Below are 25300 nucleotides of genomic sequence, written 5' to 3'. Positions count from 1 at the left end.
AGCGTGTCCCTTTGGGACTCAGGGCTCAGGAGATAGCTTCGCCGAACGTCCGAACTGTGTAAGGGTGTAAAAAATAAATCAGTGGGGCGCTTGACACCTTTGGTGGTTCAGGAGCTTTGTTGTACAAAAATATCGTTTTTTCTTTCCGCTTACACCCGCGCGTTTTGGTTACAGCTTAGCTTTGACTCATAAAAACCAATGTAAAAAATCTTTAGAAAAAATGCATACTCGTATGAAAACATTTAGGCTATCGCACAACGTAAACAAAATATATTTGCTGTCTTTACTCACTGTACCTCTATCGATTATGGGCAGTCTTACGCCTATGAGTATTGCAGTTGCGCAAGTCTCTGCTGATGGAACTGTATCCACCACAGTTACCACTCCTGACGGCAAAAATTTCAACATCAATGATGGAACTAGAAGAGGAGGAAATCTTTTTCACAGCTTTAAAGAATTTTCTGTACCCACAGGTGGCTCGGCGAACTTCAATAATGCAACGGATGTCCTAAACATCATCAACCGGGTGACAGGTGGTTCTGTTTCTAATATTGATGGTTTGATTAGAACACTCGGCAAAGCGAACTTATTTTTACTCAATCCAGCAGGGATTATTTTTGGACCAAATGCCCAATTAAATATCGGTGGTTCCTTTTTGGGGAGTACCGCGAATAGTTTTTTATTTGACAATGGGTTTGAATTTAGTGCGACTAACCCGCAAGCGCCGCCATTGTTAACTATTAATGTTCCGATTGGATTGAGGTATCGCGATAATCCCCAAAATATTACTAGTCAATCTGCTGTTCTTAGTGTTCCTCAAGGAAACTCCTTCGCACTGGTAGGTGGTAACGTCAGTTTAAATAGCGGTGCAATAACAGCACCAGGAGGACGAGTTGAGATAGGAGGATTGTCTGCTCCTGGGATAGTTGGGTTGAGTAGTAATGGAAGCTTGAGTTTTCCTGTGGGAGTACAATTCGGTGATATATCGCTCACAAATGGTGCAACTGTTGATGTACGTGCAACAGGAGCAGGGAGTGTCGTCCTGAATGCCCGAAATATAGACCTTTTGGGAGGAAATATTTTTGCTGGCGTTGGCAAAGGATTAACAGCAGATAACTCACCACCAGGAGACATTACACTCAATGGGATTGGGAAAGTGAGTATTAACTATCCCAGCCAAGTGACTAATATTGTAGATGAAGATGCTACTGGCAATGCAGGTAACATTAATATTAAAGCTGGTGAAATTTCGATCACGAATAAGGCTAGTACTCCAACAGATTCTCCGCTTCCTCCTACATTAAATACAAGCCCGCGTGGAAGTGGACCTTCTGGAAACATATCACTTGAAGCCACCACAGGCTCGATTTCTTTAATTGGGCAGGATGCAAGTGCTGGGGATACACTTATCTCCACTTACGGCGGTGTACCACAAAGCGGAAACATATCACTAAAAGCGAATACTTCTATATCTTTAGACAATGCTTTTTTGGTTGCGGGCAGCTTCGGCGGAAATGCGGGCAATATATCATTGGAAGGTAATCAGTTTGTATCATTAGTAAACAATAGCTCCGTTGTTAGCCAAGTCTTTGGTAGAGGAAGAAATTCTGGCAACATTACAATACAATCGTCTGGTCCGGTCTATTTGCAACATACTTTGGTCAACACTGCTGTTGGATTTCCCGATGCAACCAGAACATACCCAACACTAGGCAATGCAGGTGATATAAACATTAGTGGAAGCTCTATTTTTATCACAGATGGCACAGAAGTCTCCTCTAGATCCTTCAACAGTGGTAACTCTGGTAAGATTCTGATTAATGGCACTAATCGAGTAGAAATTTCAGGCAAAGAGCCACTTATATCGGACGACAGCGATCGCTCTGGTGACTTTGAAAATACTACGGTGACAACGACTAGTAAGCGATTTGCCGGAGGTAATGCTGGTGATATCACTATCAATACTCGTAACTTACGTGTATCAGATTATGGTACTGTCACAGCAACAACTGAAGGCAATTTTAGAGGCGGCAATATAAATATTAATGCCAGTGCTGTTGACTTGACTAACGACGGACAAGTTAGTGTTAGCAGTTCAGGAGGAGGAAGTGCAGGCTTGCTAACTGTTACGGCTAACTCCATCAAACTGGACAACCGAGCATCTATTAACGCCAACACCACAGCAGGACAGGGCAACATTATCCTGAATTCCGACGACGTTATCTTGCGCCGCAACAGCAATATCACCACAAATGCGACAAACATAGCTGATGGAGGCAATATTACCATCAACACTGACAACCTAGTTGCCTTGGAAAATAGCAAAATCACAGCCAATGCCCAACAAGGTTATGGAGGGAAGGTAAACATTACAACTAAAGGTAATAGATTTCTTTCTCCAGACAGCGTGATTAGTGCGACTTCCGAACGCGGTCCACAGTATAGTGGTACTGTGCAATTTAACACACCAGAGATTGATCCTAGTCAAGGATTATTTGAATTGACAGAAACTGTGATCGACCCCGGACAGCAGATTGCCCAAAACCCCTGTGCTAAAGGTTTTGGTAGTACCTTTACCATCACCGGGCGTGGAGGATTGCCAACTGATCCTAATAAAATCCTCAGTAGTGACAATGTGCGTGTTGATTTAATTGAGCCTATTCCCAGTACGGTAAGTTCAACAACTGCAACTTACACGCAACGATCTACCAATCCACCTGTCAAACGCATAATACCTGCTCAAGGTTGGATATATAACGAAAAAGGTCAGGTGGTGCTGGTAGCATATGATCCCACCAAAACTGGCCCACAACGTCAACCGCAAACACCTGCGAATAGTTGCGCCGCAGACAGATAAAATTCTTCACAAGTAAAACAACCAAATTAAACGTACAATACTGATACCATTCTTGCAGCATAATTCTTGTCCGCGAAGAAAGAAATTTCTTGGCTCAAAGTTTAAGTCCGTTTTAACTAACATCTTGCAGCATTCTCAATTATCGGGAGGCTGAGCCTCCCAACCCTCGTTCCTGGGCTACAGCCTGGGAACAAGATATCGAGGCTCTGCTTCGTTGTTGATACTGGTGCAAGATCTGATTTTTAACGGACTTTGGCTATGCAGCCCTGAACGTTAAGTTCAAGAGGTACTAAAGTCAAGGTGCAAGATCTAAATAAGGGGGTTTAAGTCCCTCACTAAATCTTTGATGAGCGTGCTTAACAAGACAGTGACGAACCCCAATCCCCCACTAAAGGATTGTTGACTCCTGTAGAGTGCAAAAGCGCAGCCCATTCTGAGTTGGTGAATTCTTCAATATTTTCTAAAACAGCTCAGGACTTACGCAACTAATACCTGCTAGTCGTTGTGCTGTACGTTGAGGTATGTGTCTGTTAACGGAACTTAGGAATTAGTAATCATTATATATTTTTGACAGAAGGAGCCAAATATGATATTCCACAAATATCTACTCAGAAAGATACGAAATTTCTCCAAAAGAATATATAAAAAGCGATCGCTTGTTCTGGCAGCCTTATTATTTATCCTCTCAGGAATATCGCCTGTTGTTGGGGCTAAAGTTTCTTCGCCAACCTCACCAACCTCGATTGTCCAATCTCCATATGATGCTGAACAGTTAGCTAACAAAGCAGTCAAATTCTATCAGAGTGGAAGATTTGAGGAAGCAGCATCAGCTTGGAAACAAACAGCGAGTGTTTTTGCTGCTAGAAAAGATAGATTAAATCAAGCAATGGCGTTGAGCAATCTCTCTTTGAGCTATCAACAACTGGGACAGTGGGAACAAGCTAAAAAGGCAATCGAAGACAGTTTGGCACTTTTGAAAACACCATTACAAGGAAAACAAGAATTAAAAGTCTTGGCTCAAAGCTTGGAGATTCAAGGCTCTTTGCAAAGAGAATTAGGTCAAACAGCAGATGCTCTCAACTCTTGGCAAGAAGCAACTAAGATTTATGCAAGAGCGAATGATCCAGAAAAATTAGCACAGAGCAAGATTAATCAAGCTCAAGCGATGCAAGATTTGGGTCTTTATCCTCGTGCTTGTAGTACTTTATTAGAAGTTTTCAATCAAGAACTCGGGGTAAAAAGCTGTGATAAGTTAGGTCAATTAACTCCAGAAGAACTCACGAAAAAACTTCAAGCCATTGAACTTCAACGTCCTTCTGTATACAAAGTTGTGGGATTACGAAGTCTCGGAGAACTGCAGCGATTCATTGGTCAATTAGAGCAGTCTCAAATGATTTTGAAAGCAAGTTTAAAGCAAGCTCAAAATTTAAATTCTCCCCAAGAGCAAGCTGATGTTTATCTGAGTTTAGGCAATACAGCACGTGACTTAGGTGAAGTTGATCTAGTTCGGGACACAAGAGAGGAATCTCAACGAGAAGCACTTGATTCTTACACTAAAGTCGTGAAGCTGTCTCCATCGCCAACTGTGCGACAACAAGCAGAACTGAATAAACTGAGCTTGTGGTTGAGCGAGTTGAAACCAAAAAAATCGTCAGAATCACAACAGTCGGAGAACTTGTCGCAAGAAGATAATCAGAAAACAATATTAGAAGCAGAACAATTATGGAACAAGCTCAATCCTGAACTGAACAACTTGTCTGCTAGCCGGACAGGAGTGTACCTCCAAATCAACTTTGCTCAGAATTTACTCAAATTAGCTCAACAAGAACAATTCCCACTCCAAGCTAATTCCAAACTCCCAATCCTTGACGACATTGATAGGATATTGGAGAAAGCTGCACAACAAGCCAGAAGTTTGGAAGACAAAAGAGCGGAGGCTTATGCTTTGGGAAATCGTGGCAGACTGTACGAACTGAAGAAAGATTTACCGAAAGCAGAAGAATTAACAAAACAAGCTCTAAGTTTAGCTTCCAGTTTTTCAACACCAGATGTAGCTTACCAGTATTTCTGGCAGTTGGGGCGGATACGTAAAGAGCAAGGAGAGACTAAGGATGCGATCGCCGCTTACACCAAAGCATATAATGCCCTTCAGTCACTACGCAGTGAGTTAGTAGCAATCAACCCAGAAGTACAGTTTTCTTTTCGGAACAATGTCGAACCAGTTTATCGAGAGTTAGTTGAGTTAGATTTAAAATATGTAGATTCCTTAAAACAAGCAGGAACAAAACAGGTAGATTCATTAAAACAAACTCAAAAAAAGGAAAACCCTCAAACATACATAGATCAAGCTCGTACCGTTATTGAATCTCTACAATTAGCTGAATTAAACAACTTTTTCCGAGAATCCTGCGTAGAGGCAAAAGCTCAAAAGATTGATGATATAGATAAAACCGCAGCAGTTATCTATACAATTGCTTTGGAAGACCGGTTAGAGGTTATTCTGAGCCTACCAAATCAACCTTTAACCCTTCATACAGCTCCTGTTGGTCCAGGAGAACTTAAGAAAATTGTACAAGACGATGTGCAACGTTCTCTCGCCACTTTTACCAGTAAAGAGAATGACTTTTTGCCTATATACCAAAAATTGTATGGCTGGATAATTCAACCACTGGAAGCAGAGTTAGCAAACAGTAAAGTCCAGACTTTGGCTTTTGTACTGGATAAAGACTTGCGGAATATCCCTATGGGTATTCTTCACGATGGCAAGCAGTATCTACTAGAAAAGTATGCCATTGCTGTAACACCTGGTTTGCAGCTAGTGAATCCAAAACCAATTTCAAAGGTTGGTTTGAGAGCTTTAACAGCCGGACTCAGCGAAAACCCCCCAAATGAGAGTTTTCCAAAATTAAGTTACGTAAAGCAGGAACTAGAACAAATCGAAAAATTTGGAGTTTCATCTAAGGAACTCCTCAACGAAAAATTTACTACCGCCGAGATTCAAAAACAGACTGCTGCATCTCGTGTTCCTCCCATAGTCCATCTAGCAACTCATGGTCAGTTTAGCTCCAGGGTTAAGGATACGTTTATCCTCGCTTGGGATCGCCGCATCAATGTTAAAGAATTGGGTGGCTTACTGCGAGACAACACCCAGTACCAGCGTACACCAATCGAATTATTAGTTCTCAGTGCTTGCCAGACAGCTAGTGGAGATGATCGAGCTGCTTTAGGATTGGCTGGAGTTGCGGTGCGTTCTGGAGCACGCAGTACACTGGCGACACTGTGGTCTGTAGAAGATAAAAGTACTGCTCAAGTCATGGGTGAATTTTATCGTCAGTTAGAGCAATCCAAGAAGACAAACATAAATAAAGCACAAGCCTTGCAACAAGCACAATTGGCTCTCAAAAATCAGCTCGCTCTCAAAAATCAGGATTACACTCACCCCCATTTCTGGGCACCGTTTGTACTAGTGGGGAATTGGCAATAAACGACACACACAATAAAAATGGGCACAGGATGCTGTGCCCATTGGTGTCAATTATACTGTGATCAAGGGAGGCTACAGCCCTCCAAATGGGTATTCCCAGTCGGAGACTGGGAACGAGGCAAAATAGCAAGTTATGTTGAATACAATTTGGCGATCAGTTTTCTACGAGACGCTGCTTTGTATGCCTACGGCACGCCTTACGGAAGAGGTCATGATTGCGTGCTCTGCACTTACGAGGTCTGCGCAGAGCAGAGATTGACCACCCGTACAAGTAGAGTTTTACAACCCAGGGGGCATAAGTACCTTGTCAACTTCAATAATCACACCATTGCTTGCTTTGATAGAGGGATGCTTACCAATCGCATTATTCAGCTTGACTGTGCCTTCTGGGTCAACAGTTATTTTGATTTGATCCCCTTCAACAGTTGTGACTAATTTACCATTTAGGTCTTGGTCTTTACCAGTAATATTACTAGTAACTAAATGATACTTCAGCACTTTGGCTCGATTTTGTGGCTGGCTATATCGCTCAAAGTCCTTTTTAGGTAAAGCATTAAAGGCTTCATTGGTTGGAGCAAATATTGTGTAATTACCTTGCTTCAAAGTATCCAGAAGACCTGCTTTTTTCAACTCATGATAAAGATTAGCAAATTTAGTATTTTGGCTTAGTGTATCAGCAATGCTTTTCTCAGAGTTGCGGTAGGGATAACTGCGATGAGCTGAAGGCTGAAAAAGAGCCATAGGAGGATAGAATTTGGCTAACACAGGAACACTGATGAGGGTAGTGACACCAGCAATTCCTACAGCGCAAGCTAATTTCTTGAACTGGCTCTTGGTGATTGGGGCTTTTAGAGGATTTTGATTAAGCATAAGTAGATGAGGTTTAACTAAACACTTGAAAACTTTTCCAACTTCTAGTCGCAGACTCTTAGCCGGAAACCACCCTTTAAGATTGTACGGATAGGAGGCTATAGGAGAAAAGCTCGACGTCAGTCGCTACAAGGGACGTAACCTCAACGCCAGTTACCTGTAGAGGAGGCAGTACTATAACGCACTGTCTACCCACGGCTCTATCTTCTCCTACTCATGGTCTAACAGTTCATGTTCAGCCAAGTCTTAGTCTCAATGCTTACTACAACCCAATCAAGGGTGATTCCCGAAATCTTTTCTGAAAAATAGCAGCGATTTTTGCATTCTGTGATTCTGAGTCAATAAAAAGCTGCTTGTTTGCTGCAAAACCTTTTTTATAGTTCCAACGATTCGTGAAATCCTACTTCTTTTTATATTTCGCTGTTTCTAGATTTGTTGTTTGTTTCCCTTATTTTTTGTTTTTCTCTACAATTATACCTTTAGATTGTTGTTTGTAATTTGCAAACTCATAAAAATTTACACATTATTTGCGACAAATCGGTGAAAACACCTCAGATTGCACGTTTTGTCTTAAGGTACTCAAGAGCCAAGGTTCTCCGGTTAAGGATAACTTTTGGCTCTTGACAAGATTCACGGCTTAAGATATAAAGCCTGAGAGGTTATAGTCCGTCTTCAGAGCAAACAACTAGTTAATTTCTTCCTTTGAAGGAGTCAAGCCACTCTTGGACTTGTCCTCTGGCAATATCGCGAGCACCTAAACCAAACGACAATGCAATAGCAACGGCGATCGCTCCCAGTAAAAGTCCAAAAGCTAAATTCACAATATCACTAGCAACACCAATCTGTTGCAGTGCCATTGCAGATACAAAGGCAATAATCGCAATCCGGGTGAGTTGTCCCAAAATCCGTGCTTGGCGATTGCCAGAACTGGTAATAATGCTGAAAGCAAGATTTGCCAGAAACAAACCGATAGCGAATACGACCAATCCGGCCAAAATCCGCCCCAACACTACCACAATACCACTCACCAATACTGTGAGCGCTGGAATGTTCAGGATATTAACTGCTGCCAAAGTTGCAAACAGCATAATACCGACAAGAGCGATAATGCCGACGATTTCCGACGGAGTGCTCTTTGATACTCCAGGTGCTATTGGTTCTTGTGCAATGACGACTCGTCTGGTCGGTGATGGCAGACCGAGAACAGAGAAAATGTTGTTAAATCCTATACTTGTGAGTATATTAGTTACCAACTCTGATACAAACCGCCCAACAAAATAGGCAATAATCAAAATAGCTATTGCTGTAAAGATACTCGGCAGTACATTGAGAATCTGTTCCAGCATTGAGATTGCCGGTACGGAAATCGCTGCAATTTGCAGTTGATTGAGTGCCGCAATTGCGACAGGAATCAAAATCAAGACATAAACAATTGTACCGATAATCATCGATAGGGATTGCGTTCCTGAAACTCCACTCAATCCAAACCGATTTCCCAAATTGTCAATTCCCGTTGTCCCCAGTAAGTTTGTGACAATTCGACGCACGATGTTAGCCACAAACCAGCCAATCGCAGCAATTAACGTTGCACCCAAAATATTGGGTATAATTGAGATAATCTGTGTGACAAGAGATTCTACTGGTGTTAATGCTTGGGTTAACCCTAAATTCTCAAGCAACGGGATGAGAAAGACTAAAAAGATAAACCAATACAGAGCATTGCCAATCGTCTCACTGATAGACAAGCTATTGAGATTTAGCCTATCGTCTTGTGGTGGATTTAATCGTTCGTCTATCCGCAACGCTTGTAGTGCGCGTATGGTTATCAGCTTGACTAAACTAGCCACTAACCAGGCGACTCCTAAGATAACCGCAGCACTAACTAGTCTGGGTAAAAAGTCACCAATTTGATTGAGAAAACTGTTGAGCGGCTGAGAAGCAACTCTAAGTTGTAACGTATCTAAAACGGCAACTATTGTTATGAGTAGGATGCTCCAGAAGACTATGCTGGAGATAATTCCCTCTACTTGAGGAACATCCCTACCACCGGTTATCCCCGAAGCAATGCGGTTGTCTATATTGGTGCGTTTGAGGAGCGAGCGTACTACAGCAGATACAATAGCAGCAATCAGCCAGCCAACTAACAAAATCAGCACTGCTCCCAGCAAACGGGGCATAAAATTAAGTACCTGTTGTAGAGTTCCTTGCAGGTAAGTGACTGTATCGGGTCGTTCCGATGGCAAGGTTGGCGATTGTGCTAATAATTGTTCTGAGAAATATCGCACCCTCATTGATAAACCAACTTCCATCACCTGGGTTATGTCTTGCCAAGTTGTGTTCATGGTTGTTCAGAATTAAAGTTGAGTGTTATTGCAGAAAACACCTAGATGTTTCTGATGTAAATTGTCCTGATAATCCTACGCTTCCGTAAATTATCAGCGTTTTGTCTATAAATTTACCAGCAAAGTTCTACAAAAAAATGAATATCAAGAGTAATTTTTTGACTTTGATACTTTTTTTTGATTTTCTTAAACAATAGAGTATTTATACCATATACAGAGCAACACTCAACTGAGTTGCCATACTTTTACAAATCCGTTGGCAGTGCGGAATTTCGCGTTACTCTAAATGCAGCCATACCAAAAAAGATGTGGAATGTCTCAAGTCTTTGAACAGTCAATTCAAATTAACGCCACAGCCACAACTGTGGAACGCTGCATTACCGAAAATACTCTTATGCATCGCTGACTCAATCCCGTCTTGCGTTGCGAACCTGTTGGTGTGTGGAGTACCAATGTTGGTAGCAAAAGTCGGTTTGTGATTCAAATACCAGTCATAAAGCCGACATTGGATAGCACAGTAGTGGAAAGACAGCCCGGTTTGGTTGTGTGGGAGTTCCAGGGTTTTTTTAAAGGGCGCGACGTTTGGGAATGTCAACCTCTAGACAAAGGAACCTGTCTAGTTAACCGCTTTGAGTTCGAGATTCCCAACCCTCTTGTCAGTTGGGGTTTCAAAACCTTTGCCCAAAATTGGACAAAACAAGATATGCAATCTCAACTGCGTCGGCTTAAGCGGGTTGCAGAGGAAATCCAACAAGGGTTTCAATAAGCTTGTTGTACTTTAAAGTCAAATCTTTTTGATTAAGATATGGTTATGTGATGCATCGGATTTCACGTAACATCTGGTGATTCTGGTTCACTTGGTGGTTCGTTACCAATGCCAAGCTGTTTTTTGCTGCGTTTTAACTGTTTCCATAGTGCTTTAATCTGGTTGTAAGCATCTGAGGGAGAGATTTTGCCAGATGTTTCTAAAGACGTGATATAGCCTATTTTTTGAGCGAATTGTTGGAGATTAGCGTTAAATACTAAGTTTTTGGGCTTAAATTGACCATAGTAGCGACCACGAGGATGAAGAAAGCTGTCTTTGTCTTTTTGATTTTGATCTTCCATCAGTTTAGCGATATTTATTTTATGGTATTTAACCTTATCTTAAATAGAGTATTTTTTTTAACAAATAACTCTTTGGAATTATGTATAATCTTTCTAAAGAGAGAGTTTGGTTCAGAGCAAAAAGGGCGCATTGCTCAAATGCAATCCGCCCAAGCCATCTCAGCAGTAAATAGATTTCCTGGTAGTTGTCGGGAAAAGGGAAAGGTTGTGTTTTTTCCTTTTCCCCTTTAACCTTTTCCCACAAGAGTGCAAAAAGCACTTTTGTGCATTGGTCTAATCAAGTGATCTAGTGGTTGCACTAACCTGGCTGATGTTTATGTTCAGAGTTATGAGAACAAGTTTGCAAATCTTGATGCATCAGTTTTTCAGTAATGTCTTTAAGAGTTGCATCCTTGGGTATTAAGCCAATCCAAGCATCTATTTTTTCTACCTCAAAGCCGACTTCACGGCGATCGCCCACTTCCATCAAAGGACGGCGAATTAATAGTGGCTCTTTTAACATCAGCATTAAGGCTGTTTGGGCATCCAAATTTTCCGGAACTATCTCACCAGATTTTACCCGTTTGGCAGAACGATTAAACCATTCAGATACAGGGCGATCGCCAAAAAATGAGCGTAAACGTTCAGCAGTCCAAGGTTCAGTGAGCAAGTTGTATGCTATGACTTGATGACCTGCAGCTGTAAGCAAAGTTTTTTGCTTTGTACCACCTTGACAGCCTGGTTTTTCATAGAAAATTACTGTTGCCATAGTATCGTCCTAATTAGTTAATTTCTTGCAACAATCCGGTATGGGGCTATTTGGAACCGCAGAGAAACGCAGAGAAATTAAAAGATTAAAAATTCTTCGCCGTATGGCTCACTGTATCAAATTCAAAACGATCTTGCATACGAGTTTCACCATAAATATTGAAGGTTACAGTTGGTTGAGAACCCACTGCCTCCACGCTGTGAATTGCATCAGGAGTCAAGCTAATTATATCCCCTGGAAATAAAGTTAATTCTCCTGTTCGTTCAATTTTATCCTGAAATTCTGAATTAGGGGTTCGCTGCCAAAATGTATTTTTTTCTTCTCCTTTTAACACAGCGACAATACCCCAAGTTCCATGATTGTGAATAGTTGATAACGTTCCTGGCGCAAATGTTACCGTTTGTACAGTAAAAGGAAAACCTAACTCATCATAAAGAAGAACAACAGAAACTCCTGTTTTAGAAGAAGGCTCTAAATATCGACTTTGTACCCAGTACGAGTTAACAATTAACCGCCTGACTAACATCCGAATTTCTGGAAGATGACTGGTTTGATCTTCAGTATTACTGAGAGCATCTTCTACTTCAGTCAGGAATCGATAAAAGCGATAATTCTCTCTGAGTAAGTCCCATGGTCTGACAGATTGACAGGTTTGATACTGCCCGTCTTCAGTAACAAGCCAATCCCTTCCTTTCATATGTTTTAGACCGTATAATCAATGATATATTGAGCATCAACTTAAAACTTGATAACTTATTATTTAGTAATAATTCTGGATCGGGGAATCCAGAATACAGCATGAATCAAGTGATTGTAGCTATTGGGGTACAAAAATTGAGATTTTAGATTTTAGATTGGGTTAATTACTGCTAACTCCTGAATTCTTACATAATTTATTCATCTTCTTCGACTGGACGTGTCAAAATATTGTGTACAATACTTCCTCCAAATTCATTTTTTTTATCTACTTCCTTGACTTTCGCACTGATTTCTTTAGCTTTTTCTATATCTCCTAGTTTTGCCAAGACCAGTCCAGAAGCTGCATAAGCAGTTAGATATAATCTAATATTTTGTTCTTCTTGACGAGTGATTAATATTTGCTTAAGTTGCTGCCAATCCTCAGGTAAATGCTCTGATATTTTAACTTTTTCTAGAACTTTAACTGCTGTTCGCCACGCCATGTGATAGTTATTTTTATAGAAAAAGTATCTATATGCTGCCACTAAGACATCAGTGCTCTCTTGCGTTTTTGCTAAAGCTTGGTTAATATAATTTTCTGATTCGGAAGTATTTTCCCAATGTTCGGCAGCCAATATTAACAACTGTTTGATGTCCTCTGGAACCTCAAACCATGAAAATTTTTCGGTATCAACTTGCATAAGACTTCTCCTTTAGGAATGGGGAATAGGTATTACCAATTTCCTATTCCCGACTCTCAATTTAAAACCTGGTGAGAATGTACAACAGGGTGAAAAGAACAATCCAAATGATGTCTACAAAGTGCCAATAAATTTCTGCCATTGCAATGCCAGTGTGTTTGGTGTCAGAATAGTGACCGGGACGGCGGGAACGCCATACCACACCCAAAATTAATAACACTCCGACAAGAACGTGCAAACCGTGGAATCCAGTCATTAAGTAAAAACAGTTGGAAAAGACATTGGTCGTCAAGCCGTATCCTAAACTGAGATACTCAATTACCTGACCGACTAAGAAAATTGCGCCCATGATAGCGGTGATTTTGTACCACTTCTGCATACCTTGGACATCATTCTTTTTGATTGCTGTATCACCCAAGTGAATCACAAAACTGCTGGAAACCAGAATGATAGTGTTAATTGCAGGCAACAATAACTCTACTTCGGTTCCTTCTGGAGGCCAAACTTCGGTAATGCCTCGAAAGAATAAATAACTGGCAAAAAATCCACCAAACATCAGAGATTCAGAGGCGAGGAACACTAACAGTCCCAAGACTCGTAAATCTGGATGTTCTTCGTGATGATGTTCTGTACTCGTCGATGTTGCTATAGTCATATCGTCTGCGCTGTGAGTATGTGTCAAAACGGGTGAAGCGAAGACCCCTTACTCGCCCAGAACTGAAGTTCCGGGCTTATAGCCCAAGTCCATTAAAATGGACCCAAAACCACCTTGGTTGATAACTTGCACCATTCTCAACAAACGTAGGGTGGGCACTGCCCATCAAAATCGCAAACCCTCATTTTAATGTTGGTAGGCAGTGCCCAACGCCAGATGCTTCAAGCCGGGAAACCCGTCCAACGCACTGGCTCCCCTACAAAAATAGCGTTATTGATAGTGGTGCAAGATCTGAGTTGGTAAGCTTTTGTTATCAGCCAGGGATTTTAAGCCCTGGCAATTGTGTACTAAGCACCGACCTGAGTTGCAGCAGATGGCTGTACCTCAAGACTATGGTTCAAGCCGTAGTCGTAGGGACCGTGAGTAACGACGGGCAATTCTTCCCAGTTTTCAATCAGTGGTGGTGAGCTGGTTGTCCATTCTAAAGTCAGAGCATTCCAAGGATTATCACCTGCTTTTGCTCCAGCAACCCAACTCCAGAGAATGTTGATGGTAAACGGAATCACTGAGACCGCCAAGACATAAGCACCAATGGTACAAATCTGATTCAGGCTGACAAATTGCGGATCATACATTGCAACTCGTCGGGGCATTCCTTGTAAACCCAACTCGTGCATGGGTAGGAAGGTGAGATTTGTGCCAATGAAGGTGAGGATAAAGTGAATACGACCTAAGGTTTCATTCACCATTCGTCCGGTCATTTTCGGGAACCAGTGATAGATTCCGGAGTAGATACCAAACACGGAACCACCAAACAAGACGTAGTGGAAGTGCCCCACCACATAATAGGTGTCGTGGACGTGCATATCAAAGGGGGCTGTTCCCATTGTCACGCCGCTTAAGCCACCCATGACAAACATCGACAACAAGCCAAGGGCGAAGAGCATGGCAGTTGTGAAGCGAATTTTACCGCCCCAAAGGGTTGCTACCCAGCCGAAAATCTTCACGCCAGTGGGAACGGCAACAATTAGGGTGGAGATAGTGAAGAACATCCGCATCCAACCAGGTGTACCGCTGGTAAACATGTGGTGTACCCAGACGAACAAACCCACGACGCAGATTGCCAAACTGGAATAGGCGATCGCCTTATACCCAAAGATTGACTTACGCGCGTGAACCGGAATCACCTCGGACATGATGCCGAAGATAGGCAGAATCATCAGATAAACTGCCGGATGGGAATAGAACCAGAATAAGTGTTGGTAAATAACAACGTTACCGCCTGCATCTGGTTTAAAGAACGATGTCCCAAAATTGATGTCAAACAACAGCAACACTAACCCCGCTGCTAACACAGGTGTGGAGAGAAGTGCGAGCACGGAGGTTGCCATAATTGCCCAGCAGAACAAGGGCAATTGATCCCATTTCATACTGGGAACTTTCATCTTCCAGATGGTGATGACAAAGTTCAGCGAACCCAAAATTGAGGATGTTCCTACCAAGACAATGGCAAGTATCCACAGGCTTTGAGCGGTGTTAGCTGTGACTAAGCTTAGGGGTGGGTAAGCTGTCCAACCAGATTGCGAGCCACCGAAGATGAAGCTAGCTGCTAGCAGTAAGCCAGCGGGTGGGTTTAACCAAAAGGCGATCGCATTCAGCTTGGGAAAAGCCATATCCCTAGCACCAATCATCAATGGCACTAGATAGTTACCAAATCCACCAATTGCACTGGGTACGATCCATAAGAAAATCATGATCGTCCCGTGATTGGTCATGAAGGCGTTATACAGGTTAGGGTCAATTAAATCTGCATCTGGTGTCGCCAGTTCAGCACGCATGACAACAGCCATGAGTCCACCAATCAGATAAAACACAAATGCCGTAACCAGGTATTGGAGACCAATAACCTTGTGGTCAGTATTGAATGTGAAGTAATCGTACCATTTCCACGCCTTGGGATGTTTTTGGACAACCGTCTGATTACCAGATGGATTGTCTTCGGGTGGAGTGTTACGTGGAAGTTCTACTTGGGTCATAAGCTGCTAAACATTTAGTTTGCTCGTTTAAGCTGATGAGGCGATGAGGAGGTGGGGAGGTAGGGAGAATAATAATTATTGACTCCTGACTCCTGATTTGTGACTTCTGACTCCTTACAGCTATTTTTGAATTTGAGCCAGAGTTGCAGATGTGACTCCCATTTCTTGCGCGTGGGGAGCAAGAAACTCTGATGTGGATAAGTCTGCCGGATTGCTAGCAACCGCTTTTTGCATGTCTTGCTGTTGGGCAATGCGGTTTTCAGAGAGCCAGCTTTCAAACTCTTGGGGCGTGTCAACAACAACTTGTGCTCTCATTGAGCCGTGGTAGCCGCCGCAAAGTTCAGTACAAACTACTGGATATGTACCTGGTTTGGTGGCGACAAATCGCAGTTGTGTTGGAATACCAGGAATGGCATCTTGCTTGAGCCGGAATTGTGGCACCCAAAACGAGTGAATCACATCCGTTGCAGAAATGTTGAGTAGCACGTCAGCACCAACTGGAACGTGTAATTCTCCAGTATTCACTCCACTTTCGGGGTAGTCGAACAGCCAAGCAAACTGCATTCCGGTGACGTTGACAACCAAATCGGCTGGTTTACCTAGCTCTGTGGGAGTTGCGCCAATACCAATTTTAGGGATTGGTGCAGGGGAAGGGATTTCTGACTCATCGAGTGAGGCATCACTTAGAGTAGCAGCAATGGCACTTCCTGGCATTTGGGCAACATGAGCTGGGGAATGGGGCATATGAGGATGACTCCCCACTTCAAACCCTCCCATGCGGTTAAAAACATCAACGCTGTAGATTCCTAAGCAGAGGACGATAATAGATGGGACAGCCGTCCAAAAAACTTCTAGTGGTAAGTTGCCTTCAACATGCACGCCATCTGTATCATCTCCTGGACGGTGACGATACTTAACCAAAAAAATCACAATGGTTCCTTCTACCACCAAAAACAGAGCGGTGGCAATAGAAAGCATAACGTTAAAAAAACCGTCTACCAAAGGCGCTTGTTGCGATGCTTGTATCGGTAGTAGACTGTGGTTTTGTCCAACCCAAATGCTGAGAACTGTAACTACTATCCCAGCAAGTAGGGTCCATAGTGAAACAGGAATTTGTTGCATAAATACCTGGTCGGTAAAACGTCATTGAAGGTGTAATTTTCTGGGTTTTACCTCAGTACACCGCATCCTGTGCTCTTGATATATGGTAAGAGCGAGAAAACAGAGTAGTTGTGTCTCTTGCTTACATAGCTAATTGCTAGTAGCATCTTTAGTCATGTGTTTCTTGTCATTTATCATTTGTTTAGTTTTAATGACTAGTAATTAATGACTAATGATCCTCATGGCACAATTAGCTGATTCACCACATTTATTTTCTATGTTTTTTAGGGAAAACTCGGGGGAATTTTAAGATTTTTTAATTCTTTTATTCCCCCAAAAAACGGAAAACTATCTCTCAACTTAAAGTACAAGGCTTTGCACTTTCAGATAATTGAGTTGTAGAGGAGGTCGATCAGAGTCTTGGTGATTCTTTAGCCTATCTAAGCAGCAAATTTTTATTTGTTAACAGCTTACACTTTAAGATTTACGGATTTGTTTGCTCTGAACTTTTTACTCTTACGTTCCTGTAACTTTAAATATTTCCCTCTCGTTACCTTGCTACTAAAGTGAGAAGTTGTTCTCTAGATACCTAAATCTAAAACTTTTGTGAGCCACTTGCCGCCTTGACACTTTGTGTCGTATGCCCAATGTCTGTGTTTAGGAGTTTGGCAAAGTGGCGTTCAAAGGCGCGTCTTGTGAGGAGATACCCGGAGGGTTAAACAGCAACTTTTGAACCAATTTCTGAACAACCCAAAAACTCTAGTTATTCAATGCGGAGTGAGTATAGCAGTTCTTGGAACAAATTCTGGCACAAGCTTCACAACCGAAGCAGTTATCTGGATTAGCAACTGTCATGACTTAATTTTAAATTTCATCATCCTCATCATCGACAAATTCTCCTTCTTCGTTCATTGCCTTTAACAACAGTACATTGTGACCGCAGATTTTAAAACATCTACCACAGCAGATACATTTTTCTTTGTCAATTTCCTGAACGAATTTGGGTGTCCAAGTTTTACCACCAAATGTTAATCCTGTTAGCGTTGCCATGAAGTTCCGTTCTGCTATCGTTACACATCTGTTTGACTGTAATGTTGTGAGAAGTTCTTACAAATTTGAATCCGCTTTGAAATAAACAACAAATGAAGACTTGTTATTCAATAACAATTTAAAAAAAATCTCATTTCCAATAAATATTTAATGACTTCTGATATATAAGCTCCATAAGCTCATGTTTCGCTCATTAGTAACAAACCGAAATAAATATTTATGAAATATTAAATAGTAAGAAATATTAAAAATTAGGCTCTGGTTACAAGCCTTAAATAGCTTCCAATGGGATACGCGAAATAAGGATGTGGTTAAGTAGTACGGCAAGCAAAATTTCTTATTGTCGGAAAAATAATGTGGTAGTGAGTCAGTAGTGAGTAGTCAATGAAGAGGACACATCCAGGGAGACTTGAGCCAGACATCTCAACGATTAAAGTAGGAAAAAGCCTTATGTCTTATACAATTCCTAACAACAGTTGCGTTGGATGTGACAACTGCCGTCCCCAATGTCCTACTGGTGCAATAAAATTAGAGAACAATGAATACTGGATCGACCCAAGTCTATGTAACAACTGCGAAGGCTATTATTCCAAACCCCAATGTGTAGCTAGTTGTCCCATTGATTTGCCCATCCCCATGCAAGCGAAAAGAGGCAGATGTAAAGTTGATATCAGAGATGCTACTAGCCCAGATTTATTTGCCAACGGTAAGAGCAACCCATTTGCATCGGCAATTGCTATCTGGGAGGCTTGCAATGTACTCGCACAGCGTTCTTCACTACCTTGGGAAATTGATGAATACGGAAAGGCGTGTTATAGCCGACAAGTGAACCACGGGCGAGGGGCGATCGCATTTCACATCACCGAACCAAGCAATGCAAGCGAACTCGCAACAGAATTAGGAGTTGTCGAGAAGCTCGATATCAGAGCAACTTGTATGCCTTTGATTTTTGCAGCTCATGCAACAGCTTTAGATCAGCCTTGGGAGCAAGTCTTCACCATCGACGATCGCCAAATTGAGAAATATTTAGGGCTAGAGAAACGCAAAGACTTGAGCAAAGCTACTAAATTGACTTTAATGAAAAACTTGGTGCAGCAAACTTGCTCGCTGATCACCTCGCTTAATTGGCCCCAACAAGGTCGAATTAGGGGATTTTCAGTGGAAGGAAGCCGTTTGTGGCACTTAGTAGAAACTCACCATCACTTTCAAGAAGATGACTTGGGGTGCAAATATTTGGTTGGACTCACTTTTAAAGTCAAAGCAGGTATATGGGCGCAGTATTTCCTAAACAAACAAGGATGCAAAGAACAAACCACATTTTATCAATATGGTAGCTTGCCCAAATCCCTGTTAACGACTGTGATGAGTATTTGGCAGCAACACGAAGGAGCAGCGCGACTGATGCTGTGGTTGTTGTTCAAAACTAAAATGGGTAAAGAACAGCGGATTACAGTTCCCACCTTGCTGCGTGTTGCTTACGGTGAAGAGAAAGTCACGCTTGCTTGCAGAAAACGAGAAGAACGCAAGCGACTGCTACGAACTTTTGAAAACGATTTGGAAGTCCTCAATCACTATGGTATCAAACCAGCTTTCGATCCGGTGACATACCCAGCAGCGATTCAACCGTTATGGGCGAAATTGGTCGATATTCCTGAAGATCCAGATGATGCCTTAGAGTTTTGGATTAAGGACGGCAGCGCAAAGACAAGCCTAACGGATACAGCTCCCCGTGGCAAGTGGAACATGTTAATGAATGCCCGGATTCTGTCATTTACACTCCCTCCAGACTGGGAGCAACAAACCACTACATCTCAAAAAAAGCAGCGCACAACAAAAAATCGAACAAAATCAAAAACCACAGCAGGGTATCTGCTAGGCGAACAGATTTTGCAAGCAAGGAAAAATCTCAAGCTTTCCCAAAGAGAATTGGCGAAAATGGCAGGTAAAAGCCAAAGTTGGATTCGAGATTTGGAAAATGGTCGCCTCAAAGCCAAGTCAGAAGACCAAGTGGTGCTAAGGAAAGTGCTGGGAATTGCTGGATAGGGATTTTTGATTTTACAGCAGTTTTCATTTATTTGAACCACATCTGTCGTAGGGGCACAGCATTGCTGTGCTTAAATATAGCACTACTATCAAATTTCACTGTAGAGTCTGGTTGCTGTGAATCCATATTTTGGATCAGGTGTTGCTTCATAGGCTAGGCTTACTGCTACACGACAGATGTTTTCCCTGACAAGTTCTGTCACTCTATGAAGACATTGATCGGCGCGAAGTAAGTATGCATCTCCTGGGAGATGGTGTTTCACCTGAATAAGATTTTCTGCTCTAGCCTTTTCAACAGCAGGCTTAATTTTTTCTTCAGGAGCAGCTCCAATACTGGAACACCACTCACGCCAACCTTGTACGAACTCTACCAAGCCGCCATTCTCCACAGGAGGAGCTTCAAAAATTAATGTGAGAACATATGCTGTATCATCTAGATGCCATCCGTGAGTTGCCTGATTAGAAAGCAGACAGTTCATTATCATAAACTCATCTCCATGAAGACAAGGGTAAATCTTACCTCCTATGATCGCTTGGATGAGTTTGACTACTTCGTAATTCGAGTACAGGCTCCATAATGTTAGAGACTCTTGTAGTATTCTTCTCCCTCCAAGAATACTCATCAGACGAGGTGTCTCGTAACCAGGCATCGTAAAGTTTCTCTTAGTTACAAATTGTTCCAACCTCTTGACTTCTGCTTGAAGAAAGGAAAACGCCTCACTATTGAGTAGGCTAGGTAGTTTGACATAGCCCTTGCAAGCAAACTCCTGTTGCAGTTCAACGAGAATCTTCTCCTGACTGTATTTCTCAGAAAGGAGATTCATAATTAAAGAGCGTTTTACCTCTGAACTTTGCAATGCGGTAGTGCTAGACAGCATAATTGTTTGTTCCTTAAATGTAGAATTTTGAAGATTGCTTCGGATCGGCTCTCTAGTGGCTTTATGTAGTTTATAGGTTGCTGTTCTACAGCTAGAGCAGTAGTTCAATATACTTGTTTAGTTTATATTTTTGTAAAAAATCAGGCGATATATTAGAGACACCAAACACAGTTCCAAAAAAGTTAATAGCAAGATTCTTTAACATCAGGTTCATCGAGTATTTAAGATAACCAACAAGGTAACAATCGGTTAGCTGCTCTGTATCTTAACTTCGATATCTGGCTCGCCCTTCTGAGCGCTTTGACTTAAAACCACTGCAGCTAAGACAAAAATCGCCCCAATTATACCGCGTATTCCAAGATGCTCGTCAAGTAGCCAAAACGAGAAGATTGCCGAGAACACTGGCTCTATTGTGTAGAGTAAGGCTGTTTCGGAAGCTGAAATCCAGCGCTGTACCAAAGTTTGAAGCCAGATGACAGCAGCAGTTGCCACCAGCGCTAGGTAAACAATCGCTCTCCAGTGCTGGCTTATTGCCTCAAATTGGTTGAGGACTTGCGAGTTACTCCAGAGTGCCCCTAGCCCTCCAATGAACAACAGTTGGACACTAGTGAGTGATAAAGTAGGGTGGTGTGAGGTGACTCGCTCTATGAACAGTGTATAGAGTGCATAAACAACAGCACCACTAAACATCAACAAATCGCCAATTCCTAACTCTCCCCCTTCCCAAAACATCACCCCAATACCGATCGCAGCGAGTCCAGCAGCAAGGAAAGTTCTCAGCAGCACGCGCTGACCGCTTAGCCATCCCAGCAGAGGTACAATGAGTGCGCTCAGACTGGCAATAAATACTGCTCGGTTTGCTGGTATGGTTTGAAGTGCAATTGTTTCGGTAGCTAAGTAGAGGAAGAATAAAAGTCCTAAAATCAGACCATCGCGAAGCAAAAGCGCGTTGAGACTCCGTAAGTTTACGGCAAAAAACACTGCTGCTAACACAAAGCGTGTGGCGATCAATGCACTTGGTGAAAGATCACTAACTATATCTTTAGTCAATGGGAAAGTCGTAGCCCCAACTAAATTAATAAAAATCAGCAGTATTATTCCTTTAACGTGCAAGGCGTTTTCGGTTTGCATAAATAAATTGATTGGATTCTCTTAGGTTGTAGCTATCCAGCCGAAATCTGCTGCGGGAGGTACGCAATTTTTTGGGATAACCCCACTAAGTGTATTGTCCTTATAAGTGGCAATAAGCCTGTGGCTTGACGCTATATGTATCACACATAACGCAATTGTCGAATCACAAATTAATTAAGCTGTTATCCAATTTTAGTAATTGGGTATTTCAGGTTCTCTGAAATTTAGAATCCACGTTGCATAAATTGGCAATCACGCCCATTCATCACTAAAAGTGGGAAAAAACCCAAATAATCTGTTACTCGACATATTTGGAAGTTCCATTATTAATAGTTGGTCTTTTTCTCAGTCAAGATTCAACGAATGTTTTATCAAGCCTTTGATATGGAGATTAAGTTGAAATTGAATCATTTGACTAATTGATAAGTTTTTAGCTCCAGCCACAAAACCAATGCATTGAGGAGACTGACATTGACATTGAAATGGTCTATCCATTTCCCATTCTGTTGAAGGGTAAAAGAAGGTTAACTCCTCTCCTACCGAGATGTCCCTTGCAGCAATCACTTGCATCCGATGAACATCTACAAATGTTGTCGGAGAACAAGAATGATTCATGGCTTCTAGTAGCTGATCAAGAATATGTTCTTGAGTGCTAATCTGAACACTTAAAAAATCTGCATCTGTTTTGGATAAGTAAGGCAAGATGTCATAGATGACCTCGCCCTCCTTAATTTCACGTGTTGCGATCGCTGTTCTATTTAAGTTTCTTTGTCCAACAACCTCAAACAGATCTTGATCGCGTGCAAGCAGCAAATGGTTGCTGTCTACAAACGAGGCAGTTCTTTGTGTTTCCAAGTTGATTTATCCCAACGTTCCGTCATTATTAGTCTACCGTTCTTTCAGGCACGATTGTCCTAAAAAGGGAAGATTGTACGCACTCGGAATTCAACTACTCCCTTCGGTAGTCTAAGATTACCCTCAGACTTCTGTGCGCACGGAAGTGTCCTCGTCTATGTCCTGCGGACACGCTGCGCTAAGGCGGTTTGTTTTCTTTCCCCTCACCTAACGCTTCGCTGCTGCATAGTGGCAGAACGCCCACATCAATCCCATCATCAAAAGTGCGTAAAAGCTCTACTTCTTGTCGCGCTTACATCGCTGATCAGACACAGTTGTTCAGAGTGCGATTGGCTTTGCCACTGCCCCTTGGGCAATCGCGCATAGTCGCAGACGCCCTTAGCGTATCGCTTGGGAAAATAAGCTAACTTGAGAACAGCCTTTATATTCAATACTTCCAAAACTTGGAGGTTTTTACAATGAAATGGACACTTGAAGAAGCCAAAAAACAGCTTCCTTTAATAATTAATGCTACAAGTCTTGAACCTCAGCTAATTTATACTCAAGAGGAATTAGTGGCTGCAATTGTAGATCCTGAGCTTTTTAAAGAATTTTTAAACTGGCGGCAAAAAACTGCGAAAACATCTCTAGCTCCAGTCTTTAAAGAACTTCAGCAATTATGTAGCGAAGAAAATTATACTTTAGAAATACCAGCACGAAGCGACCGCAACAATTATTTGACAAAGTTGCGAAGCGTGCGATTGCGCAGAGCGCAGACGCCAAGGGCGTATCGCTTTTAAGTCTTTTGACTCGAAGTTTTGTGATAGCGTATATGCTATCATAATAACATGGCAATTAAAATTGTAGTTGATACCAGCGTTTTTATTAGTGCGCTGATTAGCTCTAAAGGCTCTAGCAGAGAACTCATTCGACGCTGCTTGAAAGGTGAATATCAGCCTTTGATGGGAAATGCTTTATTTTCTGAGTATGAGTCAGTCATTCAGCGAACAGAAATTGCCGCCAAATGCCCTTTAACTAGTGAAGAAATTTCTACTTTACTTGCATCATTTATGAGTGTCAGTAAATGGATTTCTATTTACTATTTATGGCGACCTAATTTAAAAGACGAAGCTGACAATCACTTAATTGAATTAGCAGTTGCGGGTAATGCTCAAATTATTGCTACTCACAATGTAAAAGATTTCCAAAACGCTGAATTGTTATTTCCTAGCTTATCAATATTAAAACCCGAAGAAATTATTAGGAGTTAAACAAAAATGGCAACTTTAACTATTCGTTTACCAGACGATAAGCATCATAGGTTGAAAGAACTTGCTCAAACCAAAGGCATAAGTGTTAATAAGCTGATTGAAGAACTTTCCACCATAGCAATAGCCGAATTTGATACCAATACAAGATTTAAAGCAATGGCTGCGACGGGCAATCCAGAAGAAGGCTTAAAAATACTGGCTAAACTTGATAGTCTGACAGAATAAAGCTTTTAGGCGATGATATAAACACTAACATGAGGCGATAGCTTTTCTACAAGACGCTCTTGCAACGCTTCTGCCTTTGGCAGAACGCCTATTGTAGAATATTCTCAAATTTCAGTTGGAAAATGGTCTTGTTTGAACCTAATCACCAAAAGTGCGTAGAAGCTCTGCATCTTAAATACGAAGCCACCAGTCTCTAAAGAGCACGAATCACATCCTTAAGAACAGGTTCTCTTAAATGTTCCCTCAAAGCATCCTGCGTTCCCATATCTACCGAACACCCCAAAACATCCTCTAAATAGAGTCGCACCTGAATAAATTCAAACAATCCCACTGGGCGATCAAACTCTACCAGAAAGTCTACATCACTATCTGGATCAGCTTCATCCCGTGCCACCGAACCAAACAATTCTAAAGACTTCACCCCCATTGCTTGCAACTGCTTCCGATGAGCTGCGACAATTGCCAAAACCTCATCGCGCTTCATTCTTTTTCTCCCCAAGTACTGAAATCAGCATTTTCTGCTTGTAGGATAGCACCAGCTGTATTGCTGGGCAGTTCACTAAGTGAAAAACAACTCCTTAATTCCAGTACTGCCAATTTCCACTGCAAGTGCTGCTAGTAAAAAACCCAAAAGCTGGGTGATAATGACTTCTCCTTCCACGCCAATCCACTTGTCGATACCACTCCCCAAACGCAAAATCAACCAAGTGACAAACATTGCCGCGACAATACCCACGATAACGCTAAGATGTGGACTGGGAGATTCCGACATCAAGAGCATGACTGTTGTCAGAGTACCTGGTCCAGCTAGCAGTGGCAAGGCAAGAGGAGTAATTGCAACATCACGTTCTTGATCAATAACGGGTGTATCTAAGTCTCCTTGAAGCATTTGTAAAGCAATCAACAACAGCAGTAGCCCCCCAGCAACTCGCAAAGACCCCAAGCTGACGTCCAAGTAACGTAATATAAATTGACCACCAAAGGCAAAAAGTAAAAGCACTGCTATAGCTACGACTATGGCTTTATCTATAACTCTGCTTCTGCTGTCTGGTTCCATGCCTTTAGTAAGAACCAAAAGTATTGGTATGTTACCAACTGCATCTGCAAGAACAAAGACAGCAATAAAGGTTTTTACGAGAATCGAGATATTCACAGCAGATCATAATTTATTAGTTGTTCTAAAAAATTACCCCAAATCGGCTTTAGTTTCCTATAACTAAATAGGTGAAACCAAAAGCCAGATGATATGAGTTATGATCGATGCTGGTGAAGCCAAAGAAATAGTAAAA

At 41.9% G+C, this 25300-nt stretch carries 20 protein-coding genes and 2 pseudogenes; 7 read left to right on the top strand and 15 right to left on the bottom strand.

The annotated features are described in order from the left end of the window. Window positions 1-325 precede the first annotated feature (325 nt). Together AC5590_RS14985 and AC5590_RS14980 are read left to right on the top strand one after the other, a co-directional pair. Window positions 326-2857, top strand: coding sequence for a two-partner secretion domain-containing protein (locus AC5590_RS14985; protein WP_169264400.1), 2532 nt, complete (start codon window positions 326-328; stop codon window positions 2855-2857). Window positions 2858-3443: 586 nt separating this feature from the next. Continuing rightward, window positions 3444-6341, top strand: coding sequence for a CHAT domain-containing protein (locus tag AC5590_RS14980; protein ID WP_169264399.1), 2898 nt, complete (start codon window positions 3444-3446; stop codon window positions 6339-6341). A gap of 279 nt (window positions 6342-6620) precedes the next feature. Here AC5590_RS14980 and AC5590_RS14975 read toward each other — a convergent pair whose 3' ends face one another. Beyond that, window positions 6621-7211 carry a fasciclin domain-containing protein gene (locus tag AC5590_RS14975; RefSeq protein WP_169264398.1) on the bottom strand — a complete coding sequence of 197 codons (591 nt, stop codon included), beginning with the start codon at window positions 7209-7211 and terminating at the stop codon, window positions 6621-6623. A 689-nt stretch (window positions 7212-7900) separates the two neighbouring features. After that, window positions 7901-9553, bottom strand: coding sequence for a mechanosensitive ion channel (locus AC5590_RS14970; RefSeq protein WP_169264397.1), 1653 nt, complete (start codon window positions 9551-9553; stop codon window positions 7901-7903). Window positions 9554-9866: 313 nt separating this feature from the next. Between AC5590_RS14970 and AC5590_RS14965 the strand changes: the two are divergent. Then, window positions 9867-10319: pseudogene (locus AC5590_RS14965) on the top strand (SRPBCC family protein). Window positions 10320-10381: 62 nt separating this feature from the next. On the opposite strand, the gene AC5590_RS14960 reads toward AC5590_RS14965, so the two are convergent. From AC5590_RS14960 to fdxB, 8 genes and pseudogenes are all read right to left on the bottom strand, one after another. Beyond that, entirely contained in the window at window positions 10382-10660 is a 279-nt protein-coding gene (locus tag AC5590_RS14960) for a DUF7219 family protein (RefSeq protein WP_169264396.1), read from the bottom strand. Between the two features lie 298 nt (window positions 10661-10958). Then, window positions 10959-11408: an ArsC/Spx/MgsR family protein gene (locus tag AC5590_RS14955; RefSeq protein ID WP_169264395.1), complete on the bottom strand. Its 450-nt coding sequence runs from the start codon at window positions 11406-11408 to the stop codon at window positions 10959-10961. Between the two features lie 85 nt (window positions 11409-11493). Then, window positions 11494-12105, bottom strand: coding sequence for a cysteine dioxygenase family protein (locus AC5590_RS14950; RefSeq protein WP_169264394.1), 612 nt, complete (start codon window positions 12103-12105; stop codon window positions 11494-11496). A 196-nt stretch (window positions 12106-12301) separates the two neighbouring features. Continuing rightward, entirely contained in the window at window positions 12302-12787 is a 486-nt protein-coding gene (locus tag AC5590_RS14945; RefSeq protein ID WP_169264393.1) for a hypothetical protein, read from the bottom strand. Window positions 12788-12848: 61 nt separating this feature from the next. Further along, complete coding sequence (locus AC5590_RS14940) at window positions 12849-13442, bottom strand: cytochrome c oxidase subunit 3 (RefSeq protein ID WP_169264392.1); 594 nt, start codon at window positions 13440-13442, stop codon at window positions 12849-12851. A gap of 347 nt (window positions 13443-13789) precedes the next feature. After that, window positions 13790-15478: a cytochrome c oxidase subunit I gene (ctaD, locus tag AC5590_RS14935; protein WP_169264391.1), complete on the bottom strand. Its 1689-nt coding sequence runs from the start codon at window positions 15476-15478 to the stop codon at window positions 13790-13792. A 120-nt stretch (window positions 15479-15598) separates the two neighbouring features. Further along, complete coding sequence (locus AC5590_RS14930) at window positions 15599-16600, bottom strand: cytochrome c oxidase subunit II (protein ID WP_169264390.1); 1002 nt, start codon at window positions 16598-16600, stop codon at window positions 15599-15601. Window positions 16601-17338: 738 nt separating this feature from the next. Further along, a pseudogene (fdxB, locus tag AC5590_RS14925) lies at window positions 17339-17629 on the bottom strand (ferredoxin III, nif-specific). Window positions 17630-18079: 450 nt separating this feature from the next. On the opposite strand from fdxB, the gene AC5590_RS14920 reads away from it, so the two are divergent. Then, on the top strand, window positions 18080-19672 hold the full coding sequence (locus AC5590_RS14920) for a helix-turn-helix domain-containing protein (RefSeq protein ID WP_169264389.1): 1593 nt from the start codon (window positions 18080-18082) through the stop codon (window positions 19670-19672). 89 nt (window positions 19673-19761) lie between these two features. On the opposite strand, the gene AC5590_RS14915 is transcribed toward AC5590_RS14920, so the two are convergent. The 3 genes from AC5590_RS14915 to AC5590_RS14905 form a co-directional block, all read right to left on the bottom strand. Further along, on the bottom strand, window positions 19762-20550 hold the full coding sequence (locus AC5590_RS14915; protein WP_169264388.1) for a HalD/BesD family halogenase: 789 nt from the start codon (window positions 20548-20550) through the stop codon (window positions 19762-19764). Window positions 20551-20799: 249 nt separating this feature from the next. Beyond that, window positions 20800-21681, bottom strand: a complete 882-nt coding sequence (locus AC5590_RS14910) for a DMT family transporter (RefSeq protein ID WP_169264387.1) — start codon at window positions 21679-21681, stop codon at window positions 20800-20802. Window positions 21682-22026: 345 nt separating this feature from the next. After that, window positions 22027-22536 carry an SET domain-containing protein gene (locus AC5590_RS14905; protein ID WP_246163126.1) on the bottom strand — a complete coding sequence of 170 codons (510 nt, stop codon included), beginning with the start codon at window positions 22534-22536 and terminating at the stop codon, window positions 22027-22029. A 458-nt stretch (window positions 22537-22994) separates the two neighbouring features. Between AC5590_RS14905 and AC5590_RS14900 the strand changes: the two genes are divergently transcribed. The 3 genes from AC5590_RS14900 to AC5590_RS14890 are packed head-to-tail and all read left to right on the top strand — an operon-like array spanning window position 22995 to window position 24011. Continuing rightward, complete coding sequence (locus AC5590_RS14900) at window positions 22995-23315, top strand: prevent-host-death protein (protein WP_246163124.1); 321 nt, start codon at window positions 22995-22997, stop codon at window positions 23313-23315. 48 nt (window positions 23316-23363) lie between these two features. Further along, window positions 23364-23786 (top strand): putative toxin-antitoxin system toxin component, PIN family, encoded by a 423-nt coding sequence (locus AC5590_RS14895; RefSeq protein WP_169264386.1) that lies wholly within the window; start codon window positions 23364-23366, stop codon window positions 23784-23786. 6 nt (window positions 23787-23792) lie between these two features. After that, the gene (locus AC5590_RS14890; RefSeq protein WP_169264385.1) at window positions 23793-24011 is read left to right on the top strand and encodes a toxin-antitoxin system HicB family antitoxin; all 219 of its coding nucleotides are present in this window, start codon (window positions 23793-23795) and stop codon (window positions 24009-24011) included. A 193-nt stretch (window positions 24012-24204) separates the two neighbouring features. Here the strand turns inward: AC5590_RS14890 and AC5590_RS14885 are convergent, their stop codons facing one another. Then, the gene (locus AC5590_RS14885; protein WP_169264384.1) at window positions 24205-24495 is read right to left on the bottom strand and encodes a nucleotidyltransferase family protein; all 291 of its coding nucleotides are present in this window, start codon (window positions 24493-24495) and stop codon (window positions 24205-24207) included. A 75-nt stretch (window positions 24496-24570) separates the two neighbouring features. Further along, on the bottom strand, window positions 24571-25164 hold the full coding sequence (locus tag AC5590_RS14880) for a MarC family protein (RefSeq protein WP_169264383.1): 594 nt from the start codon (window positions 25162-25164) through the stop codon (window positions 24571-24573). Window positions 25165-25300 lie beyond the last annotated feature (136 nt).

Origin of the sequence: Brasilonema octagenarum UFV-OR1, from assembly GCF_963888615.1 — a bacterium.
Classification (GTDB): domain Bacteria; phylum Cyanobacteriota; class Cyanobacteriia; order Cyanobacteriales; family Nostocaceae; genus Brasilonema; species Brasilonema sennae.
This window is presented reverse-complemented; position numbering and strand designations above follow the sequence as displayed.